Origin of the sequence: Coxiella endosymbiont of Dermacentor marginatus, assembly GCF_907164955.1 — a bacterium.
Lineage (GTDB): Bacteria > Pseudomonadota > Gammaproteobacteria > Coxiellales > Coxiellaceae > Coxiella.
The window spans coordinates 880,716-901,206 of the sequence record NZ_OU015521.1 but is presented as its reverse complement, the minus strand read 5'-3'; the positions used below and the strand labels follow the sequence as shown (position 1 = coordinate 901,206).

Genomic DNA, 20,491 nt, shown 5'->3' with positions numbered 1-20,491 from the left:
ATAGTACAAGTTATATAGAATCACTGTGATTTTCATTACGTAGTCGGTATTTAATTACTCGACGGAATTCTACACGTTTTAGATCAAATGCAAGACCAAAGAGAGATAATGAATAAATCATCCACTTGGTAGGATCAAAATGAAAAAAGCGAATTCCATTGCGATAATCAATTGGAAACTGGTGATGAAAATTATGAAAACCTTCTCCAAAAGTAACTAATGCCGTCAACCAGTTATCTCGGGCAGATGAGTTTTTATAAGTACGTTTTCCAAGGGAATGACATAATGAGTTAATAAAAAAAGTAATTTGATGAAGTAGAGCAATACGCAACGCTCCTGCAATGATTAAACCCCCTAAGGGGTCACCCCATAGAGTTGCTATAGCGATTGGTAAACCAAACCCCATTAAAATAGCAATAATGGGAAAGAAACGGTGCTGAAAACGATATAAGGAGTCTGCTAATAAATCCTCAACATTACTAAAATCTCGTGTAGAGGTGTTTAAAGTAAATAACCAACCAATGTGAGCGTACCAAAATCCTTTTTTAATGTTATAAGGATCTCGCTCGGTATCTGTATAAAGATGATGCCGTCGATGATCGGTGGCCCATTCTACAATACTTCCTTCAAAAACTGCTGCTCCTAAAAGAACAAACAGTAAGCGAATCGGCCAGACAGCTCGATAACTGTTATGTGCTGCTAAACGATGATAGCCGCCTGTAATTGAAAGTCCACAAACTATGAGCATAGTTCCAGCTAAAATCCATGTTGGCCAACGAATGAAACTAAAAACTAACAAGAGAACAGTTCCTACTAAGCCTACGAGTCCTGTCAGCAAAATAAATAAAGTTGTAAGCCAATTAATCTTTTGTTTCTTATTGTTCTTATTCATCTGATATTTTAAATTAGAACATGCCAGCCAGAATATCGTACTCAGTTTATCATACTACTATAATGAGTTATTGATGATCATATTACTAATCACAAATAACATGGTAAGAACTCAAAAGTTTACACTATAATGAAGATTTTATTTTAAATAATAAGAAATTGAGCACTGTTTATATTGATGCACGTTAGTTAGATATCAAAAAATTGTATGAAATAAAAATAAGAAGATACAGAATATTTTTCTGCGTTGTATTAAAATCTTTCTAAAAATTGGATTGGGATTAATAAACTTTCTCATTGTATTATCAATAAGAAGAAATGTATTCTCATGTAAAATGGCGGTCCTTACCAAAAAGGCGAGTAACCTGAAATAAAAAATTTCAATTTTTCTACAGGAGCTTTAAGAGAGCTCTTTGCAATTTTAATCAGTTTTTTTAATTATCTTTTATAGAAGGATAGTTAAGCTTCGACCTTACCACCTGATTCGCCGAAATAAGCCGTCTTTCAGCATTCAATGAAATTATGTTATAAAATATTGAACGGACTCTTTTTGTCTTATCAAGCTTTATTTAACGTACTCTTTACGAATATCTAAATTCACAGCGAGTGATTTGCACTGGGTTTCGCCCAAAAGAACGCTTTTTGAGACAGCGATGGTAATTAATGGTTTTAGGTAGATAGTTAAGATAACAAACAATATAAAATTACTGTAAATGAATCTGTGTTAGCAGTCCTCAAACGACGGAATACATATTTCAGTTTGTTACCACTGCTCTCCCCTTATATAATTTATTGCTGCTATCATGAAAAGAGACAAAGGATTTATTTAGAGTTCTAATTCTATTCAAAAATAGCTCAATATTGTTTTGATCAAGCTGTTTTTATTATCAGTTAAAAAAGTGGCTTTGAAGAAGAGGCAGGAATACTTCTTGGTTCGAGCGTTATTACGGACAAATATATCGAATTAAATTATATGGGTGTCTCCACCGATCTAGCTTACTTTTAATTTTAGCAACCAGCATGAAAAACTCTAAATTTTAAAATTTAGAGTTTTTCATGCTGGTTGCTAAAATTAAAAGTAAGCTAGATCGGTGTGCACAAAATTCACTTTTGAGAAGGCGTTTTGTTATTACAGATCGTGGAAGTAATAATTTGATTGGAGTCAACGGGCAGGTCTTTTTTTAGTGCTACATAAAGAAATCCTTTTATCAGTCTGGATTATCAGTCCGGATTAAAAATTTGGTCTAAACATAACGATAATTTGGTGCACGAGCGATTTATTTTGGTAATTCATCATAATTACTATCAAGGCAGATTATTATACGATTTATTATACAATTAAAGTTATCAACTCATGTTACTTTTTGTTCTTTTTCTGATGCTAAAGAACTTCTTTTGAATTTGTGCAATGGAAAATTCTTAAAACCTCTCTTTTACTCAATTTTTCTCTCTCTGAAAGAAAATAAATTTTCTTTCCTTAAAAAATAAGGAGGAGCAGCAAAGAAGCTTCTCTTTCCATCCAGCGCCTTCTTAGAACAACAGTTATTGATTTTCTCTATTATCTTCATCTTCGAAAATTTTATTATCCGTATGTTGCTTCCGATTTTCTCTAGGGAAATTTTTGTTAACATTAGGGTACTTTGGATATTCCGAAGGATGCTCGAATTCGGAAGCGATAAAAGGTAAAGGAAGCGAAGAATTTTGGGAAGACGTTAAAAATTGATTGATATTAGACATATCACTTGTCGATGAAGTAGACGGCGTACTTGATTGTTGTATGTGATATCCACCAGAACGACTTCCTCGTCTACTGCTACCTAGATAATAATCTCGGCGCCCCCCACCCCATCGAGTTCCGCGACGCGAACGTCCACTACTGATAACGCTATGACTATTTTGAGAATAGTGGCATTTAGTACTTTGATGATTTTCAGATGAAAAATTGTGAGCACGTTCTTCCGAATAGCGTTTTTCTTCACGCATTTCAGATGATCGAGTTGACTGTTGAGAAACTGGTGACGATTCTGTAGGGAGTGATGATTTTGTTACTTCTTCAGCACCAAACATCTTAGCCATCAACCGCTTGAATAAACCACTGCTCGGTGTTTTGCAAAGGGTAGGTACCGCTGGAGAAGCTTCTTCTGTAGGTAAGAACTGTCGAATTACTGGTTCCAATAGCGGTTTAATTTCTTGTTTTTTGGGCGTTTCAGTTTTAAAAACTTTAACTAATTTATAACTAGGCATACCCCTACCATGTTTCAGACTCGCTGGATTGATTTTAATCTGCTTTAATTGGTAGAGTGGCGTTTCCATGTACTGATTAGGAATAACAGTTATTTTCACAGGATAGTGTTTCTCGATATCCCTCAGAATTTCTCTTTTTTCATTGATTAAATAAATAGCCAAATCTACTGGTGTTTGCAATTGGAAATGGATATTTTTAACTTTAGAAGCTTGTTCTTGAATTAAATGAATAATGGAAAGCCCAAGGGATTCTATACTGCGAATGGTGCCCTCACCCTCGCAGCGAGGGCAGGTTATTTGAGTTGATCGGGTTAGAGAAGAGCGCAATCGCTGACGAGACATTTCTAATAAACCAAATCGTGAAATCCGGCCAATTTGGATGCGAGCACGATCTTTTTTCAAAGCGTTACGCAAACAATTTTCAACTTCTCGCTGATTGCGAATAGGAGTCATATCAATAAAATCGATAACGATGAGCCCCCCAATATCGCGGATACGTAACTGACGAGTAATCTCTTCAGCAGCTTCCAGATTTGTTGAAAGTGCCGTTTCTTCGATACTTGCTCCTCGAGTAGCTCGCGCTGAATTAATATCAATGGCTACCAGTGCTTCACTTTGATCAATAATCAACGATCCCCCAGAAGGGAGTTGGACTTCGCGTTGGTAAGCATTTTCAATTTGTTGTTCGATTTGAAATCGACTGAAGAGAGGTAATTGATCACGATAAAGCTTTAAAAGATCAATAAATTGAGGGCGAACTTGATTGATATAATGGCAGGCATTTTGATAGGATTGCTCATTATCAATAAGAATCTCTTCAATATCCTGACGCAAGTAATCGCGAATTGCGCGAATGATAACATCGCTTTCTTGATGAATAAGATAAGGACCTGGTTTAGCTACTGCTGCCTGTTTGATAGCTTCCCAATAGCGCAACAAGATCTTTAAATCCCACTCAAGCTCTTCCTTTGCACGTCCAAGCCCAGCAGTACGCACGATCAAACCCATGCCTCCCTCAGGGAGGCTTAATTGGCTGATAGTTTCGCGCAATTGATCACGCTCTTCCCCTTCAATTCGTCTTGAAATACCACCAGCTCGTGGATTATTTGGCATTAGAACTAAGAAAGATCCTGCTAAACTGATAAAAGTAGTTAGCGCAGCTCCCTTTGTTCCACGCTCTTCTTTGTCGACTTGAACAACGAGCTCTTGTCCAACTTTAAGTACTCGATTGATATCGACGGTCTCAAACTCCTGTGATATATCATCTTGCAAAAAATATTCACGGGAAATTTCTTTTAACGGCAAGAATCCATGTCGTTCGCTACCATAATTAACAAAAACTGCTCCTAAACTCGGTTCGATGCTAGTAATAATACCTTTATAAATATTAGACTTTTTTTGTTCTTGGCCAGGAATTTCAATATCAAGATCAATCAGTTTAGAATCCGCAGTAATTGCCACGCGCACCTCATCAAGCTGAGTTGCGTTAATCAGCATTCTTTTCATTTTTTCAACCTGTTTTCTTGGGGCGCTCAACCGTAAGCTTAAGACTTGGAAGTTCGTCGAGAAATCGCTCTTGGGAGTGCCAAGTTAAATATAAAGTGACCATATTTGTTCTATTGGGCTAGTATTTGGTAAAATTCATTTTTTACAGCCGGCAATTTACGTTCTCTATCAAGATCTTAACTAGAGATGTCATTCCTGTGAATTAAGGCAGGAACTCGGAGAGAAATGCAGAATATAACCTATATTTATCCTCTTCCTTTGTATTCCCCTTTGAGATGACAGGACTAAATTGATACAGCTGAATTTTTTTGCACCAACTTCTCACGTTTCTATGTCATGATATCGTAATGAACAGCCCGACTATATCAGGCTTTTCTCCATAAAACCATATGGTTGTTTTTAACTTAAAGAGCCTTATTTTTATGTCAACCCTTATACTTATCGATGATACTCATGACGGACAAAGATTAGACAACTTTTTGATTAGCCATCTAAAAGGAATACCCCTAACCCGCATTTATCGTGCTATTCGAAAAGGAGAAGTAAGAGTAAATAAAAAACGGGTCAGTGCCAATTGTCGTCTCACCATTGGTGATTTAGTACGAATACCCCCTTTACGTCAAACTAATGTAAAAAAACTGCTGCTCCTTGATAAATCTTTATTGGTCTCGCTTGAAATGCGTATTCTTTTTGAAGAAGCGGACTTATTGGTAATTAATAAACCTGCAGGCTTGTCGGTACATGGAGGCAGTGGAATTGGTAGGGGGCTGATCGAAGTATTACGCTTTAGACAACCTAAAAGTCAAGCGCCGAAATTGGTACATCGATTGGATCGGGAAACATCAGGCTGTTTAGTAGTAGCCAAGAAACGCAGTCTCTTATTAGCACTTCATGCTCTATTAACTCAACAAAAAGTGGTGAAACAATATCTTTTACTTGTGAAAGGGCATTGGAAATTGGGAAAAAGGCAAGTTGATGCGCCTTTAAAAAAGAATATTCTAAGAAATGGTGAGAGAATAGTAAAAGTTGATAAAACTGGAAAGATGGCAACAACTCTTTTCCAACCACTTGTTTCTTACCCGTTTTCTACGTTGATGGAAGCACGACCTTTGACAGGCCGTACTCATCAAATTCGGGTCCACGCAGCTCATTTAGGTCATCCGATTGCAGGGGATGAAAAGTATGGAGACAAAGTGTTTAATCGGGAAATGAAAATGTTAGGATTAAATCGGTTATTTTTGCACTCTGCTGGAATTTTGTGCCGTTGGGATGATCGTATACTCGGTGTTTGCGCGCTTTTAGACACAGATTTATTTCACTTCCTTAATTTTTTAAAACGGCGTAAATCCAGAGTTAAATAGGAAGTTTCAATAATAACTGAAAGGAACTATAATTAGGATTACGAAAAGTCTCTAGGAAATCAATCCTATATCATTTAAAGATATTTATGGCTGAAATGGTCTTTTATTCTTATCAATTGACCGAAGTTCTGATGTTTTATCTCCTTTATCTTCTTATTTTGAAAATTGATATTAATAAAGATAATCATGAAATTTTACTTCTAAATTTTCTTAAGAATTCCAAAGAAAGTATTCTTTAGCTAAGTAATATGGTGAATAGACAATTTTAATCAGCTAATAGTTTTAATCGATTATGAGTTTGAAGTCATAGAATTATCTCAGAATTCATAGAATTTATCGATATTTCAGGAAAAGATTTTATAATTAGTGTTGAAAAACACCTTGAATTTTTTAAAGAAGATCTTTTTAAAGTCACTGTGCGCGGGATAATAAGACATACGATAATGAAAAAGCCTGAAATATAACTTAGATTAAATTAGATTGGATAAAGATACTTTTATACAAGAAGATCAATTTATTTAGTATTGAATGATAAAAAGCATCAATTTATTATAGATTGGTATTCATTTATAGATTAATATAACCAAATACGATTGCTGATCATCAATTCCACGCTAATACTCTTTAAATAATCCATGAAAAGGGAATAGGAGATAAATACGGAATTTTAATTGTTCTTCTGCTTTCAAATCAGCTTTATAATCGTATTACGAAAGATTAATAAAATGACTCGCAAGTGGGGTGAAAGAAATACTACCATAATTCATCCATCATATGCCCTAGAAATTAACAAATTTCAGAATAGTGCATATCCGATTTAAAATTAAAATTTACGACTTTTTTAGCTTTTTCTAATTTTTGTCCTACAACAACAACAACAACAACAACAACAACAACAACAACAACAACAACAAATTTTAGATTGATGATTAATTCTGAGAGCAATTAAACTGCTAGATATTAGTTAGGGACATTGAGAGAAAAATGATTTCTTAATTAAAGAGAAAGAGGCTGAGACTCGTAATTTATTTCTTGAAAAACTAAGATTTATTATAAAACTGTCAATATGAAAGTTGTAGGCGTAGGAAACGTCTAGTTCCTCCTACTCCCAAGTGTATCATCCCATAATAAGAGAGATTGTACTTAATATGAATTCTTTATATCATAACGATTTATTTTTAGACGTATGATCTTTATTTATAGGTAAAATTAGTATAGTTGGGACCGTATAACAAACACCATGAATGTAAGTCGATTCATAAAATTGAGCCATGCTGATTTTATAACTTGGCAGTGAGCTAATGTTTTTCTAGAATTAATTACTGAGCAGGGGATCTAAGTGAACTTAAAGACGTTTATTAATTCAGATGCAAAAAAGGAGAGTAACAGAGGTTATTTTCAGATCCATTACACACTAGTTTTTTAAGTTTGAAAAGAGGGTATATCAATGTATAATCACATAATAGTAGAATTACATTACATCAATCCCAGATTTAAACAATTCACCATTTAAGTGCTTTCATTAAATATTAATTTAAGTAACGTCAATCTTTTTTATAGTTCTAATCAGAGCTTCTATTCCACATTAACAGGATAAAAATTAACAGAATAAGAATCATTTCGCCAAACGAGGTTGGACTATTTAGGTGATCCAATACATTAATGAAAGAGGGTTTACATTGTTAAATCTAATTTAATGCTTTTAAAACTAAAATCGGTTGGATAGGCCTATTTTCCTTTTTTTAAAATATTTATTTTAGAGGTAGCTTTTTTCTTTGTGATTTTCTCGAAGTTCTGCTTCTATAATAGATTCTACGACAAAATATACTAAAATAGCGTATCAAGTTTTTTAGTTCCTGAACGATTTTCCTTTTTTTCCTAAGACAACACGTTTATTTACTCCCCATTTTTTATGAAGTCCTAGCCTGTTAAAATAAGGTAAAATCATAAATTTTTCAAGGCTATTTACATGCTGGAATATAAAATGTTAAACTGCAGTTTCTTAAAAAAATAATGCGTGATACTTTATTTAATTAAGGTATTCGATAGATTTTTTCTATCTTTAATTCTTTATGATGATCAAAAAGAGCTTTTTTTAACATATCTATATACGCTTTGAAACAACTCATTGATAATTCAAATGATAAAACAGATACACACATGAATACGAAAAGGATCTTTCCCTAGCATTAATATTTGTTATAAAGGTTTTGATTCTATTTAATTAACTAGATTCATGACAGTTTGACACTCATACTGTTCCCATATACCATTTTCTTCACTAGATTTGGATAAATGAGCGTAGGTATCGATTAATTCTAAAAAATCCCTTTAAATCTTGTGATTGATAAATAAACTTCATAAGGCGCAATATCTTTAAAGGGAACTGGAAATTCTTCCCCTCTGATAAAAAATTTAGAGAGGATGATGGATTTTTAGGACTTAGTTAAGAAGAATTTAGTCCTTTAGTTATTTTAAAGTTAGAATATCCAAAGACTGACTTATATTGAAATACCAACGTTGTAGAAAAGTAGTGAGGTATGATATAAACATAAAACCTTTTTTGAGCAAAGGTCTATAGCGTAAGAGATGATGATAAGGTAGAGAGATTGTATTAAGCCTAGGTGTTATCTTTAGCTAAGTAGAAGAATAAATCCAGCAGAAAATAGTAAAAGAAAAATTATTGATCAGCGTACTAAATACTTTCCAAGTATAAATGGTAATATTAGATTTTGGAGCAATACAGAATGGCAGTACAAAAAAGACGTAAAACTCGCTCAAGACGCAATATGCGTCGCTCGCATGATGCTCTATGTGCACCTGTATTATCCAAAGATCACATAACTGGTGAAACACATTTACGACATCACATCAGTCCGGAAGGATATTATAAAGGTTGTGCAGTCATTACTTCAAAAGAGTCTTACGAAAACGAAGAGTAGCCGTTAATGGTGAAAACAATTGCACTAGACACCATGGGCGGTGATCATGGTCCAAAAGTCGTTGTACCTGCAGCATTATCAATTCTTAAAAAATACCCCAATGTAAAACTTCTTTTGGTGGGCAAAGAAGAGCAACTCCGTCTTTTAGAGGACGGAAGAAAAATGGTGAGGGATCAATGGGAAATTGTACATGCTACCGAAGAGGTGACAATGAATGAAACTCCCTCTCAAGCACTTCGAACAAAGAAAAATTCTTCGATGCGAGTGGCTATAGATCTAGTAAAAGAAGGTCGGGCGCAAGCCTGTGTTAGCGCAGGCAATACGGGAGCTTTAATGGCAACTGCTCACTATGTTCTAAAAACCTTACCTGGTATTGACCGACCTGCTATTATCGCTTCGTTTCCTACTAAAAATGAACAAGAAGTTCGGATTTTGGATTTGGGTGCTAACGTCGATTCTAGCCCTGAAAATTTATATCAATTTGCTGTAATGGGGTCAATTTTGGCAACAGCCTCTGATAACATTCCAAACCCCAGGATAGGATTGCTAAACGTGGGTGAAGAAGAGATTAAAGGGAATGAGTTAGTAAAAAAGGCTAACGAACTTTTTGAGAAAAGCAAAGCAATTAATTATATTGGATACGTAGAAGGTGACTCCATTTTTGATAATGTTGCCGATGTAGTGGTCTGTGATGGTTTCGTAGGAAACGTCGTATTGAAAGCTACCGAAGGTGTAGCAAAATTAATTACCCAATGCGCACGCGCAGCTTTTAAAGAAGCTTGGTGGACTAAGTTGGCAGTATTTCCCGCTATCCCTATTTTTAAACGATTGATAAATCGGGTAGATCCTGAACGTTATAATGGGGCAACTTTTTTAGGATTAAATGAGATTGTGATAAAAAGTCACGGCAGTGCCAATGTTAACGCTTTTATTGCAGCTGTGGAAGAAGCCATGCTCGAGGTTGACAAAAATATTCCACAACTTATCAAAGAGAAAGTTGGTAGCGTTCTTAAGGAATTTGAAAGCTGATGATGTATTCGCGTATCCAGGGAGTTGGTAGTTATGTTCCAGAAAAAATTCTCAGTAATTCGGATTTGGAGAAAATGATAGAAACTTCGGACGAATGGATAATGAAACGGGTTGGAGTTCGAGAACGCCATATTATTGCTACTAGTTCTGATGATACCACCACGATGGCAGTCAATGCTTCCAAGCATGCTATAGAAATGTCTGGCATTAATCCTTCTGCTATTGATATGGTTATTGTGGGAACGACTACTGCAGAATATTACTTTCCAAGTACAGCTTGTTTAGTTCAACGATATTTAAATCTAAGAGATGATATTCCTGCTTTTGATTTAAATGCAGCGTGCGCAGGATTTGTATATGGATTAAGTGTTGCAGATCAGTATATTCGCACAGACAGTGCTAAAACTGTTCTAATCATTGGGGTGGATGCGTTAACAAAAATAATGGATTGGCAGGACCGTAGTACGTGCATTTTATTTGGTGATGGGGCGGGAGCCGTGATTTTGCAAGCTGATAAAGAACCCGGATTTCTAAAGACTATTCTTCACGCTAATGGCAACTACGCAGATTTAATTACTGCTAAGAGTCCTATATGGGATCGTGAATTAAATGAATTGCTACTACAGATGCGAGGTAATGAAGTTTTTAGAGTGGCTGTGACCAAATTAGGAGAAATTGTTGATGAAACTGTGGAGAAGAGTGGCCTTAAAAAATCGGATATTGATTGGCTAATACCTCATCAAGCAAACATGCGGATTATTAAAGCAACAGCTAAACGCCTTGGATTACCTCTGGAGCGGGTTATTTTAACTATTGAAAAACATGGAAATACCTCTTCTGCCTCCATTCCTTTAGCTCTCGATTCTGCAGTTCGGTCTGGAAAAATAAAGCGCGGTGAAATCTTATTGCTAGAAGCCTTCGGAGCAGGATTAGCTTGGGGTGCTGCTTTACTGAAGTATTAATGAAGAAATAATAACATGTCTCAATCGTTTGCTTTATTATTTCCAGGTCAAGGGTCTCAACATCTCGGAATGCTTAGAGAATTAGAAAAAAAGCAACCCCTTGTTAGAGAAACGTTTTACGAAGCATCTTCTGTTTTAAGATATGATTTATGGCAGCTGATTCAAGATGGCCCTCAAGAAAAATTGGATCAAACCCAATTTGCACAGCCTGCTCTCTTAGCAGCTGATGTTGCTATTTTTCGTTGTTGGGAAGCTTTAGGTGGTCCTTTGCCTCAAACGATGGCAGGTCATAGTTTAGGAGAATACGCAGCCTTGGTTTGTGCAAAAGCACTGGATTTTATAGATACTATTCGATTAGTAGAAAACCGAGGATGTTATATGCAAGAAGCAGTACCCAATGGTAGGGGAGCAATGGGAGTCATTATTGGATTAAATAAATCACAAATTGAAATAATATGTAAAAGATTGACTCAGAGCGCGGTGACGATGGTTAGGCCTGCTAATTTAAATTCCCCAATTCAAACTGTGATATCAGGGGATGCATCAGCAGTGGATTGTGCTCTTGCGTTGGCTAAAACTGAAGGCGCTAAAGTTGCTAAACGCATTTCTGTTAGTGTTCCCTCTCATTCTCCATTAATGCAAACAGCAGCTGAACGTCTCGCACGTGATTTAGCTGAAATAACCGTAACCTCCCCAGAGATATCCGTAATCCACAACACAGATGTTGCGGAGCATCAGGGGGCTAAGGCAATTCGAAACGCATTGGTAAAACAACTTGTAGATCCTGTACGATGGGTAGAAACTATACAAAAAATGGTAAAGCAGGGAATAAAATTTTTTGGAGAGTGTGGACCAGGTAATAAATTGGCAGGTCTAAATAAACGTATCGAACGCCAAAGCGAAACATTCCCACTTATAACAACAGAGCTAATTTTAGCTGCTATTGAGCGAGTAAAATAAAAAGTTATTAATTAAACGAAGAGGACGCGAGGATGTCTATTAAAGGAAAAATTGCATTAATCACAGGCGCATCTCGAGGCATTGGATTAGCAATTACCAAAGAAATAGGTCTTCAGGGTGCTATTGTTCTTGGAACAGCTACCTCTGAAGAGAGTGCTCACAAAATTACCCAACTTTTGGCCAATAAAGGCTTTAAAGGAAAAGGTTATACTTTAAACGTTTGCAATCAAGGAGCTATAAAAATTATCTTGGCTCGGATGCAAAAAGACTTTGGTTCTCCAGACATTCTTGTCAATAATGCTAGCATTACTCGCGATAATATCATACTCCGTATGACGCTTAAAGAATGGGAAGCTGTTATTGAAACCAACTTGAACAGCGTTTTTTATTTAAGCAAATCTTGTTTGAAGCCAATGTTTAAAAAACGGTGGGGTCGAATTATAAATATCACTTCCGTTGTGGCGGTCATGGGAAACCCTGGACAAGCAAATTATGTAGCTGCCAAAGCTGGCCTTATCGGTCTCACGAAAATTATCGCTGTAGAACATGCTGCCTACGGTGTTACAGCGAATTGTATTGCTCCGGGCTTTATTAAAACAGAAATGACAAGCGCATTATCAGCAAAGCAACAAACAGCTGTTTTAGCTCGGGTGCCGATGAAACGAATGGGGTGTCCAGAAGAAGTCGCTAAAGCTGTAGTTTATTTAGCTTCTGAAGGAGCAGGATATATAACTGGAGAGACATTGCATATTAATGGGGGAATGTGTATGGTATAGCGCTTGGATATTATGAATAACAAAATGTTACTATTAGTTGAATTTACTGACAATTCACTTAGTTAGTTTTTAAGAAGGGGAACTGAAAATATGGCAACAGTTGAAGAACGGGTCAAAAAGATTATCGTTGAGCAATTAGGGGTAAAGGAAGAAGAAGTTACTAATGATGTTTCATTTGTAGATGATCTCGGTGCTGATTCTTTAGATACGGTTGAGTTAGTAATGGCATTAGAAGAGCAATTCGATACCGAAATCCCCGATGAAGAAGCAGAAAAGATTACGACCGTTCAGCAGGCGATTGATTACATTAAATCGCATTCTGCAAGCGAATCTACTGATTAATTTTTGATTATGCCGTTTTTCTGCTAATCTCTGAGGAATGCTGCATTGAAGGAACGGCGTGTTGTGATAACTGGCTTAGGAGCAGTAACCCCTGTAGGGAACAATATTTCGGATATGTGGGCTTCTCTTTTAGAGGGTAAGAGCGGCGTAGCCCATATTACCCGCTTTGACGCCTCCGTTTTTTCCACACAAATTGCGGCGGAAGTAAAAAATTTTGATCCAAATCTATCTTTGAATCCTAAAGAAGTTCGCCGAACTGATGTTTTTGTGCAATTCGCTGTTGAAGCGTCTCGTCAGGCCATTGAAGACGCTGGTCTTATTGTTGATGAGAGTAACGCTTCTCGAGTAGGTGTTGCCATTGGCTCTGGAATTGGTGGTATGCCTTGGATTGAAACGTATCATCAGACTCTATTGAACGAAGGGCCACGAAAAATTTCGCCTTTTTTTATTCCTGGGGCTATCATAAACATGGCAGCTGGGATAGTATCTATAAACTATAATTTGAAAGGCCCTAACATTTCCATCGTCACTGCTTGTACCACAGGTCTTCATAATATCGGTCATGCTGCTCGAATTATTGTGTATAATGATGCGGACGTAATGGTAGCAGGAGGTAGCGAAATGGCCACGACAGCTCTAGGGGTTGGCGGATTTTCCGCTGCGCGGGCACTTTCAAGTCGAAACGATGAACCTGAAAAAGCCAGCCGTCCTTGGGATAAGGATCGGGATGGCTTTGTATTAGGTGAAGGAGCTGCATCGGTAGTACTAGAAGAATTGGAACATGCAAAAAAGCGCAGCGCTCCTATTTATGCAGAAGTAATTGGCTTCGGAATGAGCGGGGATGCTTTCCATATGACGGCACCTGCCCCTGGCGGTGAGGGGTTTTATACTTGTATGAAAAATTCCTTGGCTGACGCTAGGATTGCTCCTGAAGAGATAGATTATGTTAATGCTCATGGTACTTCTACCAAGGCAGCAGATCACCTTGAAGCACTAGCTATCAAAAAAACTTTTGGGAATCATGCTTACGAATTAGCTGTAAGTTCTACAAAGTCAATGACTGGTCATATGTTAGGGGCTGCTGGAGCAGTTGAAACGGTGATTTCAGTTTTAGTTATACGAGATAACGTAGCACCGCCAACAATTAATTTAGAACACTTAGATAAAGATTGTGATTTAGATTTTATCCCTAAAACGGCGCGCGAAATGAACATTACCACGGTAATGTCAAATTCTTTTGGATTCGGAGGAACTAATGGTACGTTGGTGCTAAGGAAAGTATAAACTTTATTCCGTTTCATTATTATTTAGAAAAATTATTTCATTATTGTCGCCACTCTTAATTTTATGACCTATTTGCTGTTACATAACGCCATTTTATTCATATGTCCATGACTACACAGAAAAACAGAGATACAGTAAGCACTTTTGATCAAAGTGCTGCAAAGAAAAACAGGCTATCTGTTACTTATCTTAATTATTCATTTGAATGAAGAGTTTGATACAGCATTAAAAAATTTTTATAGCGAAATGATGAAATATTAGCTTTAGTGAATAACACTTTATCATTATGTGAGAGAAAATATGGAAAATGAACGAGGGCGTTTTATTTCCTTTGAAGGAATTGAAGGGGTAGGAAAAACTACAGCACTTCAATATGTTTGTGAATGCTTAGATGCTGCTCATATTCCTTATGTCGTTACTCGAGAGCCCGGTGGTACACCTATTGCCGAAGCTATTCGTGAAGTGCTGCTCGATCATCATAATGAAATGATGCGTTCGGATACCGAATTATTATTAATGTTCGCAGGGCGTGCGCAAAATATTGCGCAAGTAGTTTCACCGGCTTTAAAGCGGGGGCAATGGGTATTATCTGATCGCTTTACTGATGCAAGTTTTGCTTATCAAGGCGGTGGACGTGGAATTCCAATTAAATATATCAAAGAACTAGCAAGATGGATTCAAGGTAATTTAAAACCCGATCTCACTTTTCTGTTAGATGTACCTGTTTCAGTGTGTTTAGATCGCATAAAAAGTCGAGGAGCGAAGGATCGTATTGAAACGGAGAGTTTAGAATTTTTTAAGCGGGTGCAGGAAAATTATCTTGTTCAAGCTAAACGTGATCCAGAACGGTTTCGAGTAATTTATGCAAATCGGGAATTATCGGAAATTAGGGATCAGTTGCGACAGGTAATTGATCCATTATTAACAAGTCTTTCCAAAAGTAAATTAGAAGCTAAGAATTGAATGATTTATTCGTGGCAACGAAAGCAATGGGAAAAAATTGTAGCCCGTTACCAGAAAGGGCAAATGCCTCATGCTCTACTTTTGTCAGGTAGACACGGTTTAGGTAAATTAACATTCGCTAAATCTTTAGCAGAATTAATTCTTTGTAAGCATAATCGGATACAAGCCTGTGGAACATGTCGAGGCTGCCAATTATTTCGTGTGGGGAACCATCCCGACTTTTTTGAAGTTAGCTTAAAAGAAAAAAGCAAATTTATTAAAGTAGCACAAATTCGCAAACTAATTGCTGCTCTTAATCAAACTTCACAACAGGATCATTATCAAGTAGTAATTCTTTCACCTGCTGAAGCAATGAATCGAGCAGCGGCTAACGCCTTTTTAAAGACATTAGAGGAACCTTCAGGACAGGTTCTTATAATATTGGTCACACATCGGCCTGAAACTTTGCCACAGACTATCCTTAGTCGGTGTCAACGAGTCCTGTTCAATGCTTATTCTGATTCAGAAACACTTCAATGGGTGAGTATGCAAGTTAAAGATAAAAATAAAGCACTACAATTATTAGCTCTAGCCAATCATGCTCCGTTACGAGCGATCGAATTAGGATCATTAAGTTATTTATCATTGCGGGATCACTTATTAAAAGTGTTGACAAATATAGCGATGCAACGTGAATCAGCCCTAAATTTTGTAAATGCCTTATTAAAGGAAGATATTAAATTAATTTTACATATTATAATCACCTTTCTCATGGATATTTTACGTGTTCAGCTTAATTGTCATGATTTTATCCTTAACACAGATTATTTATTACTTTTACAGGAGTTTTCATTAATATTGTCCCAGGAAAAGCTACTTGAAATATTACAGCGATTGCAAGAAGCTTGTCAGATAGTTGTTACAGGTTCGACAGAAATAAATGTACAATTGATTTTAGAAGAAATTTTTTTAATGTTGGAAATGCCAGAATGTTAGTTGATTCTCATTGTCATTTAGATATGCTTGATTTAACCCCTTATGGAGGAAAATTAGGATCTTTAATTAAAAAAGCAAAAAGTGCAGGTGTTGAACATATTCTCTGTGTCGGTATTGATTTAATAAACGCGTCGAGGGTTATTAAAATTTCAGAGCAATTCAATAATATTTCCGCAACTGTAGGCCTTCACCCTAATGAAAAAGTAGATTTTGAACTTACTGTGGCAGAACTAACTAAACTAGCAAGTCATCCTAAGGTAATCGCCATTGGAGAAACAGGTTTAGATTATCAATACTGTAATAAAATTGATTTAGAGGAAATGCAAAATAAGTTTCGTCTCCATATTCGAGCAGCTATAAAACTTTCTAAGCCATTAATTATCCATTCTCGTAATGCCCGGGAAGATACTATTCAAATTATGCAGGAAGAGAAAGCAAAAATAGTAGGTGGAGTGATGCATTGCTTTACAGAAAGTTGGGAAATGGCAAAGAAAGTAATAGATCTAGGTTTTTATATTTCTTTTTCAGGTATTGTGACCTTCAAAAATGCTAAAAATATTGCTGAAGTTGTCAAACGGGTTCCTTTAGAAAAAATGCTGATTGAAACAGATGCTCCTTACTTAGCTCCCGAGCCATTTCGAGGTAAGAAAAATGAACCGCAATATGTGCGTTATGTAGCTGAATATATTGCAAATTTAAAAAATGCCTCTCTAAGTACAGTCGCTAGAAAAACTACTGAAAATTACTATCGTTTATTCAATTTATAAATTTTAACGGATTAAACTACCTTATTTTACTAAATTAGTTTGGACAATTTAATAATCATACAAATTGTCTTTTAAAAATAGTAGCTATCTGATATGAATCGTAGAATTAACGTTAGATCGAGACCGCAATACAAAACTTATAGATCACGGAATTTAAAGTGAGGTTATCATTTGCCAATATCAGAAAAAAATGAGATACGAGTCGTTTCATACTTTCTATCAAAGTCAGTTAATCAATACCCGTATTAGAGAATATATATGCTGTGTGGTACCTAGGAAGTTCATTAATAGTCGCCACATTTTAAAATCACTATTAAGCTAAGTTTATAAAATAATATTAATTACTGATCTTCATTCAGATCCTCTTTAAAAGGCTTGAGATAGATGTCAATAAAGAAGGGAATGGGTGTCTATTAATTCACCGATGTGACTAATGATCAATATAATGATTAACAAAACAATAAATAAATAAATAAATAAATAAATAAATAAATAAATAAATAAATAAATAAATAAAAATAGTAAGTAGATCAGAGGGATTTATTATCAGTAGTACGATAATCAATTTATAATTCCCATTGTCTGAATATAACTTCTACATTTGTGTAATAAAATAATAACTGAGCGTATTTTTCTCTATATGGAATAAACTAAACATTTCACTCGTTCGTTCTTAAATTCACGAGCGAGATTTTAAGGAGTAGTTTGAGCATTTTGAAAGAAGATGGTTTTGCTTAAATATGATCCAGAGGTTTTTTCAAAGTCTCATTGGCCGTAATTTGACGTAGAGTATTCTGCAGCCTGTATAAGTGGGTTCAATCCCGAAATAAAAGCTTTGACCAGCGCTGATCATGAAACCTACATTTCAATAATGACGAGAGAGAAATTATAGCGAAATTTCAGAACGATGATGCTCTGATTATAACGATGATGCTGATTATTAATAATAATGATTAATAGCACTAGTCCAATAAATACCAATTTTGAATTTGGAGAGATTCTAGCAACAATGAATTTCAGTAGTGATTTCTCACTAGATTTCGATAGTTAGAAGCAGGGAATATAATGAACAACTTTTTGATTCATTTATAGTGTATAAAGAAAGCTGCTGCACTTTAGCCATTTTGTGAAAACAATATTTACTAATACTTAAGATTGGGTATTTCATTGTATAATACGTTACTCATAAACTATTTTTTTTGATTCTTACGCCCTCTTTATAATGAAAATCATTACAAGATCCTAAGATTAAGAAAATATTAAATGATATCAGCTCTTGTCCTGAAACTAAAAATAAATTAGTTTTTTAGATCCCAGAAGACATAAGATACAGATTTTTAATTCATCATTTAATCATGAAGATGTACTTTTAGATTGATTATATTCCCTAGTTAAAGGAGAAAACATGCAAATTGTAAATCTCGTGAGGGCATGTGACTTACTAAAGTTAAGCAATTCAGCCAATTTTAATTTTATGAGTTAAGTTACAATTGGCCCTTTAAAATTTTTAAATAACTAAAAATAGGTTTGAAATGATAAGCTTGTGTCTTAATGGTGATTATTTTTATCATTTAAAATGAAAACTGGGGTCATGATGGACAAAGGAAGCTTTATATATAAAAAAATCATTCAACGTAAAGCATTAAAATTAACTACGGACCTTAATGATCTTCATCCGGTTTTACAGCGAATTTATCAGGCAAGAAATGTTAATTCATTAGATGAATTGTCCCGAGAATTAAAAAATTTGCTACCTTATTCTTTGCTATCTGGTATCGATAAAGCAACAGAGCGTCTAATGCGAGCTCTAAAAGAGCAACAGCATGTTATGATTATTGGAGATTTCGATGCAGATGGTGCAACAAGCACTGCTTTAATGGTGAACGCATTACATGAATTTGGATTAGAAAACGTTTTTTATTTGATTCCTAATCGATTTTCTTATGGTTATGGTTTGACTCCAGAAATTGTGGAAGTGGCTTCCGCTTGGCAACCTAATTTAATCATTACAGTCGATAACGGCATTTCAAGCCATACAGGCGTAGCTAGAGCAAACCAATTAGGAATTGACGTACTGATCACCGACCATCATCTACCTAGTGAGCAATTACCTCTTGCTTATGCGATTGTGAATCCTAATTGCAGAGAAGACAAATTTCCTAGTAAATGCCTAGCTGGTGTAGGGGTAGCTTTTTATCTCATGTTAGCATTTCGTGCAAAACTAAAAAAGATTGATTGGTTTAATCAGCATGGATTGAATTATCCCAATATGGCAAAATTTTTGGATCTTGTTGCTCTTGGCACGGTATCCGACATTGTACCATTAGATAAAAATAATCGCATATTAGTGCATCAAGGATTGAAACGCATTCGAGCAGGACAAGCTCATGAAGGAATTTTAGCATTACTAGAAGTATCCGGACGTAAACGAGAAAAATTACGGGCTACTGATCTTGGTTTTGCTATCAGTCCAAGATTAAATGCAGCAGGGCGCTTAGATGATATGAGTTTAGGTGTCGCTTGTTTATTAGCAGATAACAAAGAGACGGCTTTATATATTGCCTATCAATTAGATGATTTAAATAAAGAGCGTCGAGTTATTGAATCTCAGATGCAAAAAGAAGCATTTAGATCCATTGATCAGCTTAATTTAAGCCAAAAACTGCTTCCCGGCATCTGTTTGTATAATGAAGAATGGCATCAAGGTGTTATAGGGTTAGTAGCTTCTCAAGTAAAAGAACGCGTTCATCGACCAACGATTGCTTTTGCAAAAATAAGTGATAATAAGTTAAAAGGATCTGCTCGATCTATTTCTGGATTACATATTCGTAATGTATTTGAAGCTATTGCTATTAAATATCCAGGCTTAATAACCGAATTTGGAGGGCATGCTATGGCAGCTGGTATTAGTCTGCCTTTGGAACGATATAAAGAATTTCAACAAGTATTTGCTACAGAAGTAAAAAGAAATTTTAAAGAGGAAGATCTATACCCACGAATAATAACTGATGGGGAACTAACTTCAGAGGAATTAACTCTCGAGCTTGCTGAGCTAATAGATCAATCTGGGCCATGGGGGCAAGGATTTCCTGAACCAATTTTCGATGGACATTTTAAATTAATTAATCAACGGATTGTTGGACAACGACATTTAAAATTAGTTTTGCGAGTTCCTAAAAGTAATTATTATTTGGATGGTATTGTCTTTCATGTTGATCTAAAAAAATGGCCTGACTTCCATTGTGAATATGTGTATTTAGCCTACCGGTTAGATATTAATGAATTTCAAGGACGCAAGAAATTACAACTTTTGATCGATTATATTCAAGCTTATAGTCCTTCTTAGAAGGCACATCTTCTATTATAAATTACTTTTAACAAGTGATCTTTTAGCTCTGTTGACATTATTTTTTCCTCGTTGTCTAATCTTTAACTAAGAGAGGAAAGAAAGTGATCTCTAAAATTCAAAGGTTGTTCCGATCTAAAGAA

Annotated in this window: 15 protein-coding genes and 1 pseudogene; 13 read left to right on the top strand and 3 right to left on the bottom strand. The window is 35.6% G+C overall.

Going from position 1 to position 20,491, the window contains the following annotated elements:
• Positions 1-31: 31 nt before the first annotated feature.
• A pseudogene (locus ONG85_RS03500) lies at positions 32-892 on the bottom strand (acyl-CoA desaturase); the annotation flags it as partial.
• Positions 893-1,947: 1,055 nt separating this feature from the next.
• On the opposite strand from ONG85_RS03500, the gene ONG85_RS03495 reads away from it, so the two are divergent.
• Positions 1,948-2,076 (top strand): hypothetical protein, encoded by a 129-nt coding sequence (locus ONG85_RS03495; RefSeq protein WP_264435548.1) that lies wholly within the window; start codon positions 1,948-1,950, stop codon positions 2,074-2,076.
• A gap of 357 nt (positions 2,077-2,433) precedes the next feature.
• Here the strand turns inward: ONG85_RS03495 and ONG85_RS03490 are convergent, their stop codons facing one another.
• On the bottom strand, positions 2,434-4,641 hold the full coding sequence (locus ONG85_RS03490; protein ID WP_264435547.1) for an Rne/Rng family ribonuclease: 2,208 nt from the start codon (positions 4,639-4,641) through the stop codon (positions 2,434-2,436).
• A gap of 422 nt (positions 4,642-5,063) precedes the next feature.
• Here ONG85_RS03490 and ONG85_RS03485 point away from each other — a divergent pair, with 422 nt between their 5' ends.
• Positions 5,064-6,002 carry an RluA family pseudouridine synthase gene (locus tag ONG85_RS03485; RefSeq protein WP_264435546.1) on the top strand — a complete coding sequence of 313 codons (939 nt, stop codon included), beginning with the start codon at positions 5,064-5,066 and terminating at the stop codon, positions 6,000-6,002.
• 786 nt (positions 6,003-6,788) lie between these two features.
• On the opposite strand, the gene ONG85_RS03480 is transcribed toward ONG85_RS03485, so the two are convergent.
• Positions 6,789-6,947, bottom strand: a complete 159-nt coding sequence (locus ONG85_RS03480; protein ID WP_264435545.1) for a hypothetical protein — start codon at positions 6,945-6,947, stop codon at positions 6,789-6,791.
• Positions 6,948-8,749: 1,802 nt separating this feature from the next.
• Here ONG85_RS03480 and rpmF point away from each other — a divergent pair.
• From rpmF to recJ, 11 genes are all read left to right on the top strand, one after another.
• Positions 8,750-8,944, top strand: coding sequence for a 50S ribosomal protein L32 (gene rpmF / locus ONG85_RS03475; RefSeq protein WP_264435544.1), 195 nt, complete (start codon positions 8,750-8,752; stop codon positions 8,942-8,944).
• A 6-nt stretch (positions 8,945-8,950) separates the two neighbouring features.
• A complete protein-coding gene (plsX, locus tag ONG85_RS03470) occupies positions 8,951-9,973 on the top strand; it encodes a phosphate acyltransferase PlsX (RefSeq protein ID WP_264435543.1) in 1,023 nt (340 codons plus the stop codon).
• Positions 9,973-10,935, top strand: coding sequence for a beta-ketoacyl-ACP synthase III (locus ONG85_RS03465; RefSeq protein WP_264435542.1), 963 nt, complete (start codon positions 9,973-9,975; stop codon positions 10,933-10,935). Before plsX ends, ONG85_RS03465 begins: the two co-directional genes overlap by 1 nt.
• Before the next feature lie 15 nt (positions 10,936-10,950).
• Positions 10,951-11,895 (top strand): ACP S-malonyltransferase, encoded by a 945-nt coding sequence (fabD, locus tag ONG85_RS03460; RefSeq protein WP_264435541.1) that lies wholly within the window; start codon positions 10,951-10,953, stop codon positions 11,893-11,895.
• Between the two features lie 32 nt (positions 11,896-11,927).
• A complete protein-coding gene (fabG, locus tag ONG85_RS03455; protein WP_264435540.1) occupies positions 11,928-12,671 on the top strand; it encodes a 3-oxoacyl-ACP reductase FabG in 744 nt (247 codons plus the stop codon).
• Positions 12,672-12,761: 90 nt separating this feature from the next.
• Positions 12,762-13,013 carry an acyl carrier protein gene (acpP, locus tag ONG85_RS03450; protein WP_264435539.1) on the top strand — a complete coding sequence of 84 codons (252 nt, stop codon included), beginning with the start codon at positions 12,762-12,764 and terminating at the stop codon, positions 13,011-13,013.
• A gap of 45 nt (positions 13,014-13,058) precedes the next feature.
• Complete coding sequence (fabF, locus tag ONG85_RS03445; RefSeq protein ID WP_264435538.1) at positions 13,059-14,297, top strand: beta-ketoacyl-ACP synthase II; 1,239 nt, start codon at positions 13,059-13,061, stop codon at positions 14,295-14,297.
• Positions 14,298-14,597: 300 nt separating this feature from the next.
• A complete protein-coding gene (gene tmk, locus ONG85_RS03440; protein ID WP_264435537.1) occupies positions 14,598-15,260 on the top strand; it encodes a dTMP kinase in 663 nt (220 codons plus the stop codon).
• Positions 15,261-16,235 (top strand): DNA polymerase III subunit delta', encoded by a 975-nt coding sequence (locus ONG85_RS03435; protein WP_264435536.1) that lies wholly within the window; start codon positions 15,261-15,263, stop codon positions 16,233-16,235.
• Positions 16,229-17,002 carry a TatD family hydrolase gene (locus ONG85_RS03430; protein WP_264435534.1) on the top strand — a complete coding sequence of 258 codons (774 nt, stop codon included), beginning with the start codon at positions 16,229-16,231 and terminating at the stop codon, positions 17,000-17,002. Before ONG85_RS03435 ends, ONG85_RS03430 begins: the two co-directional genes overlap by 7 nt.
• Positions 17,003-18,614: 1,612 nt before the next feature.
• Positions 18,615-20,348 (top strand): single-stranded-DNA-specific exonuclease RecJ, encoded by a 1,734-nt coding sequence (gene recJ, locus ONG85_RS03425; RefSeq protein ID WP_406566727.1) that lies wholly within the window; start codon positions 18,615-18,617, stop codon positions 20,346-20,348.
• The last annotated feature ends 143 nt before the right edge of the window (positions 20,349-20,491 follow it).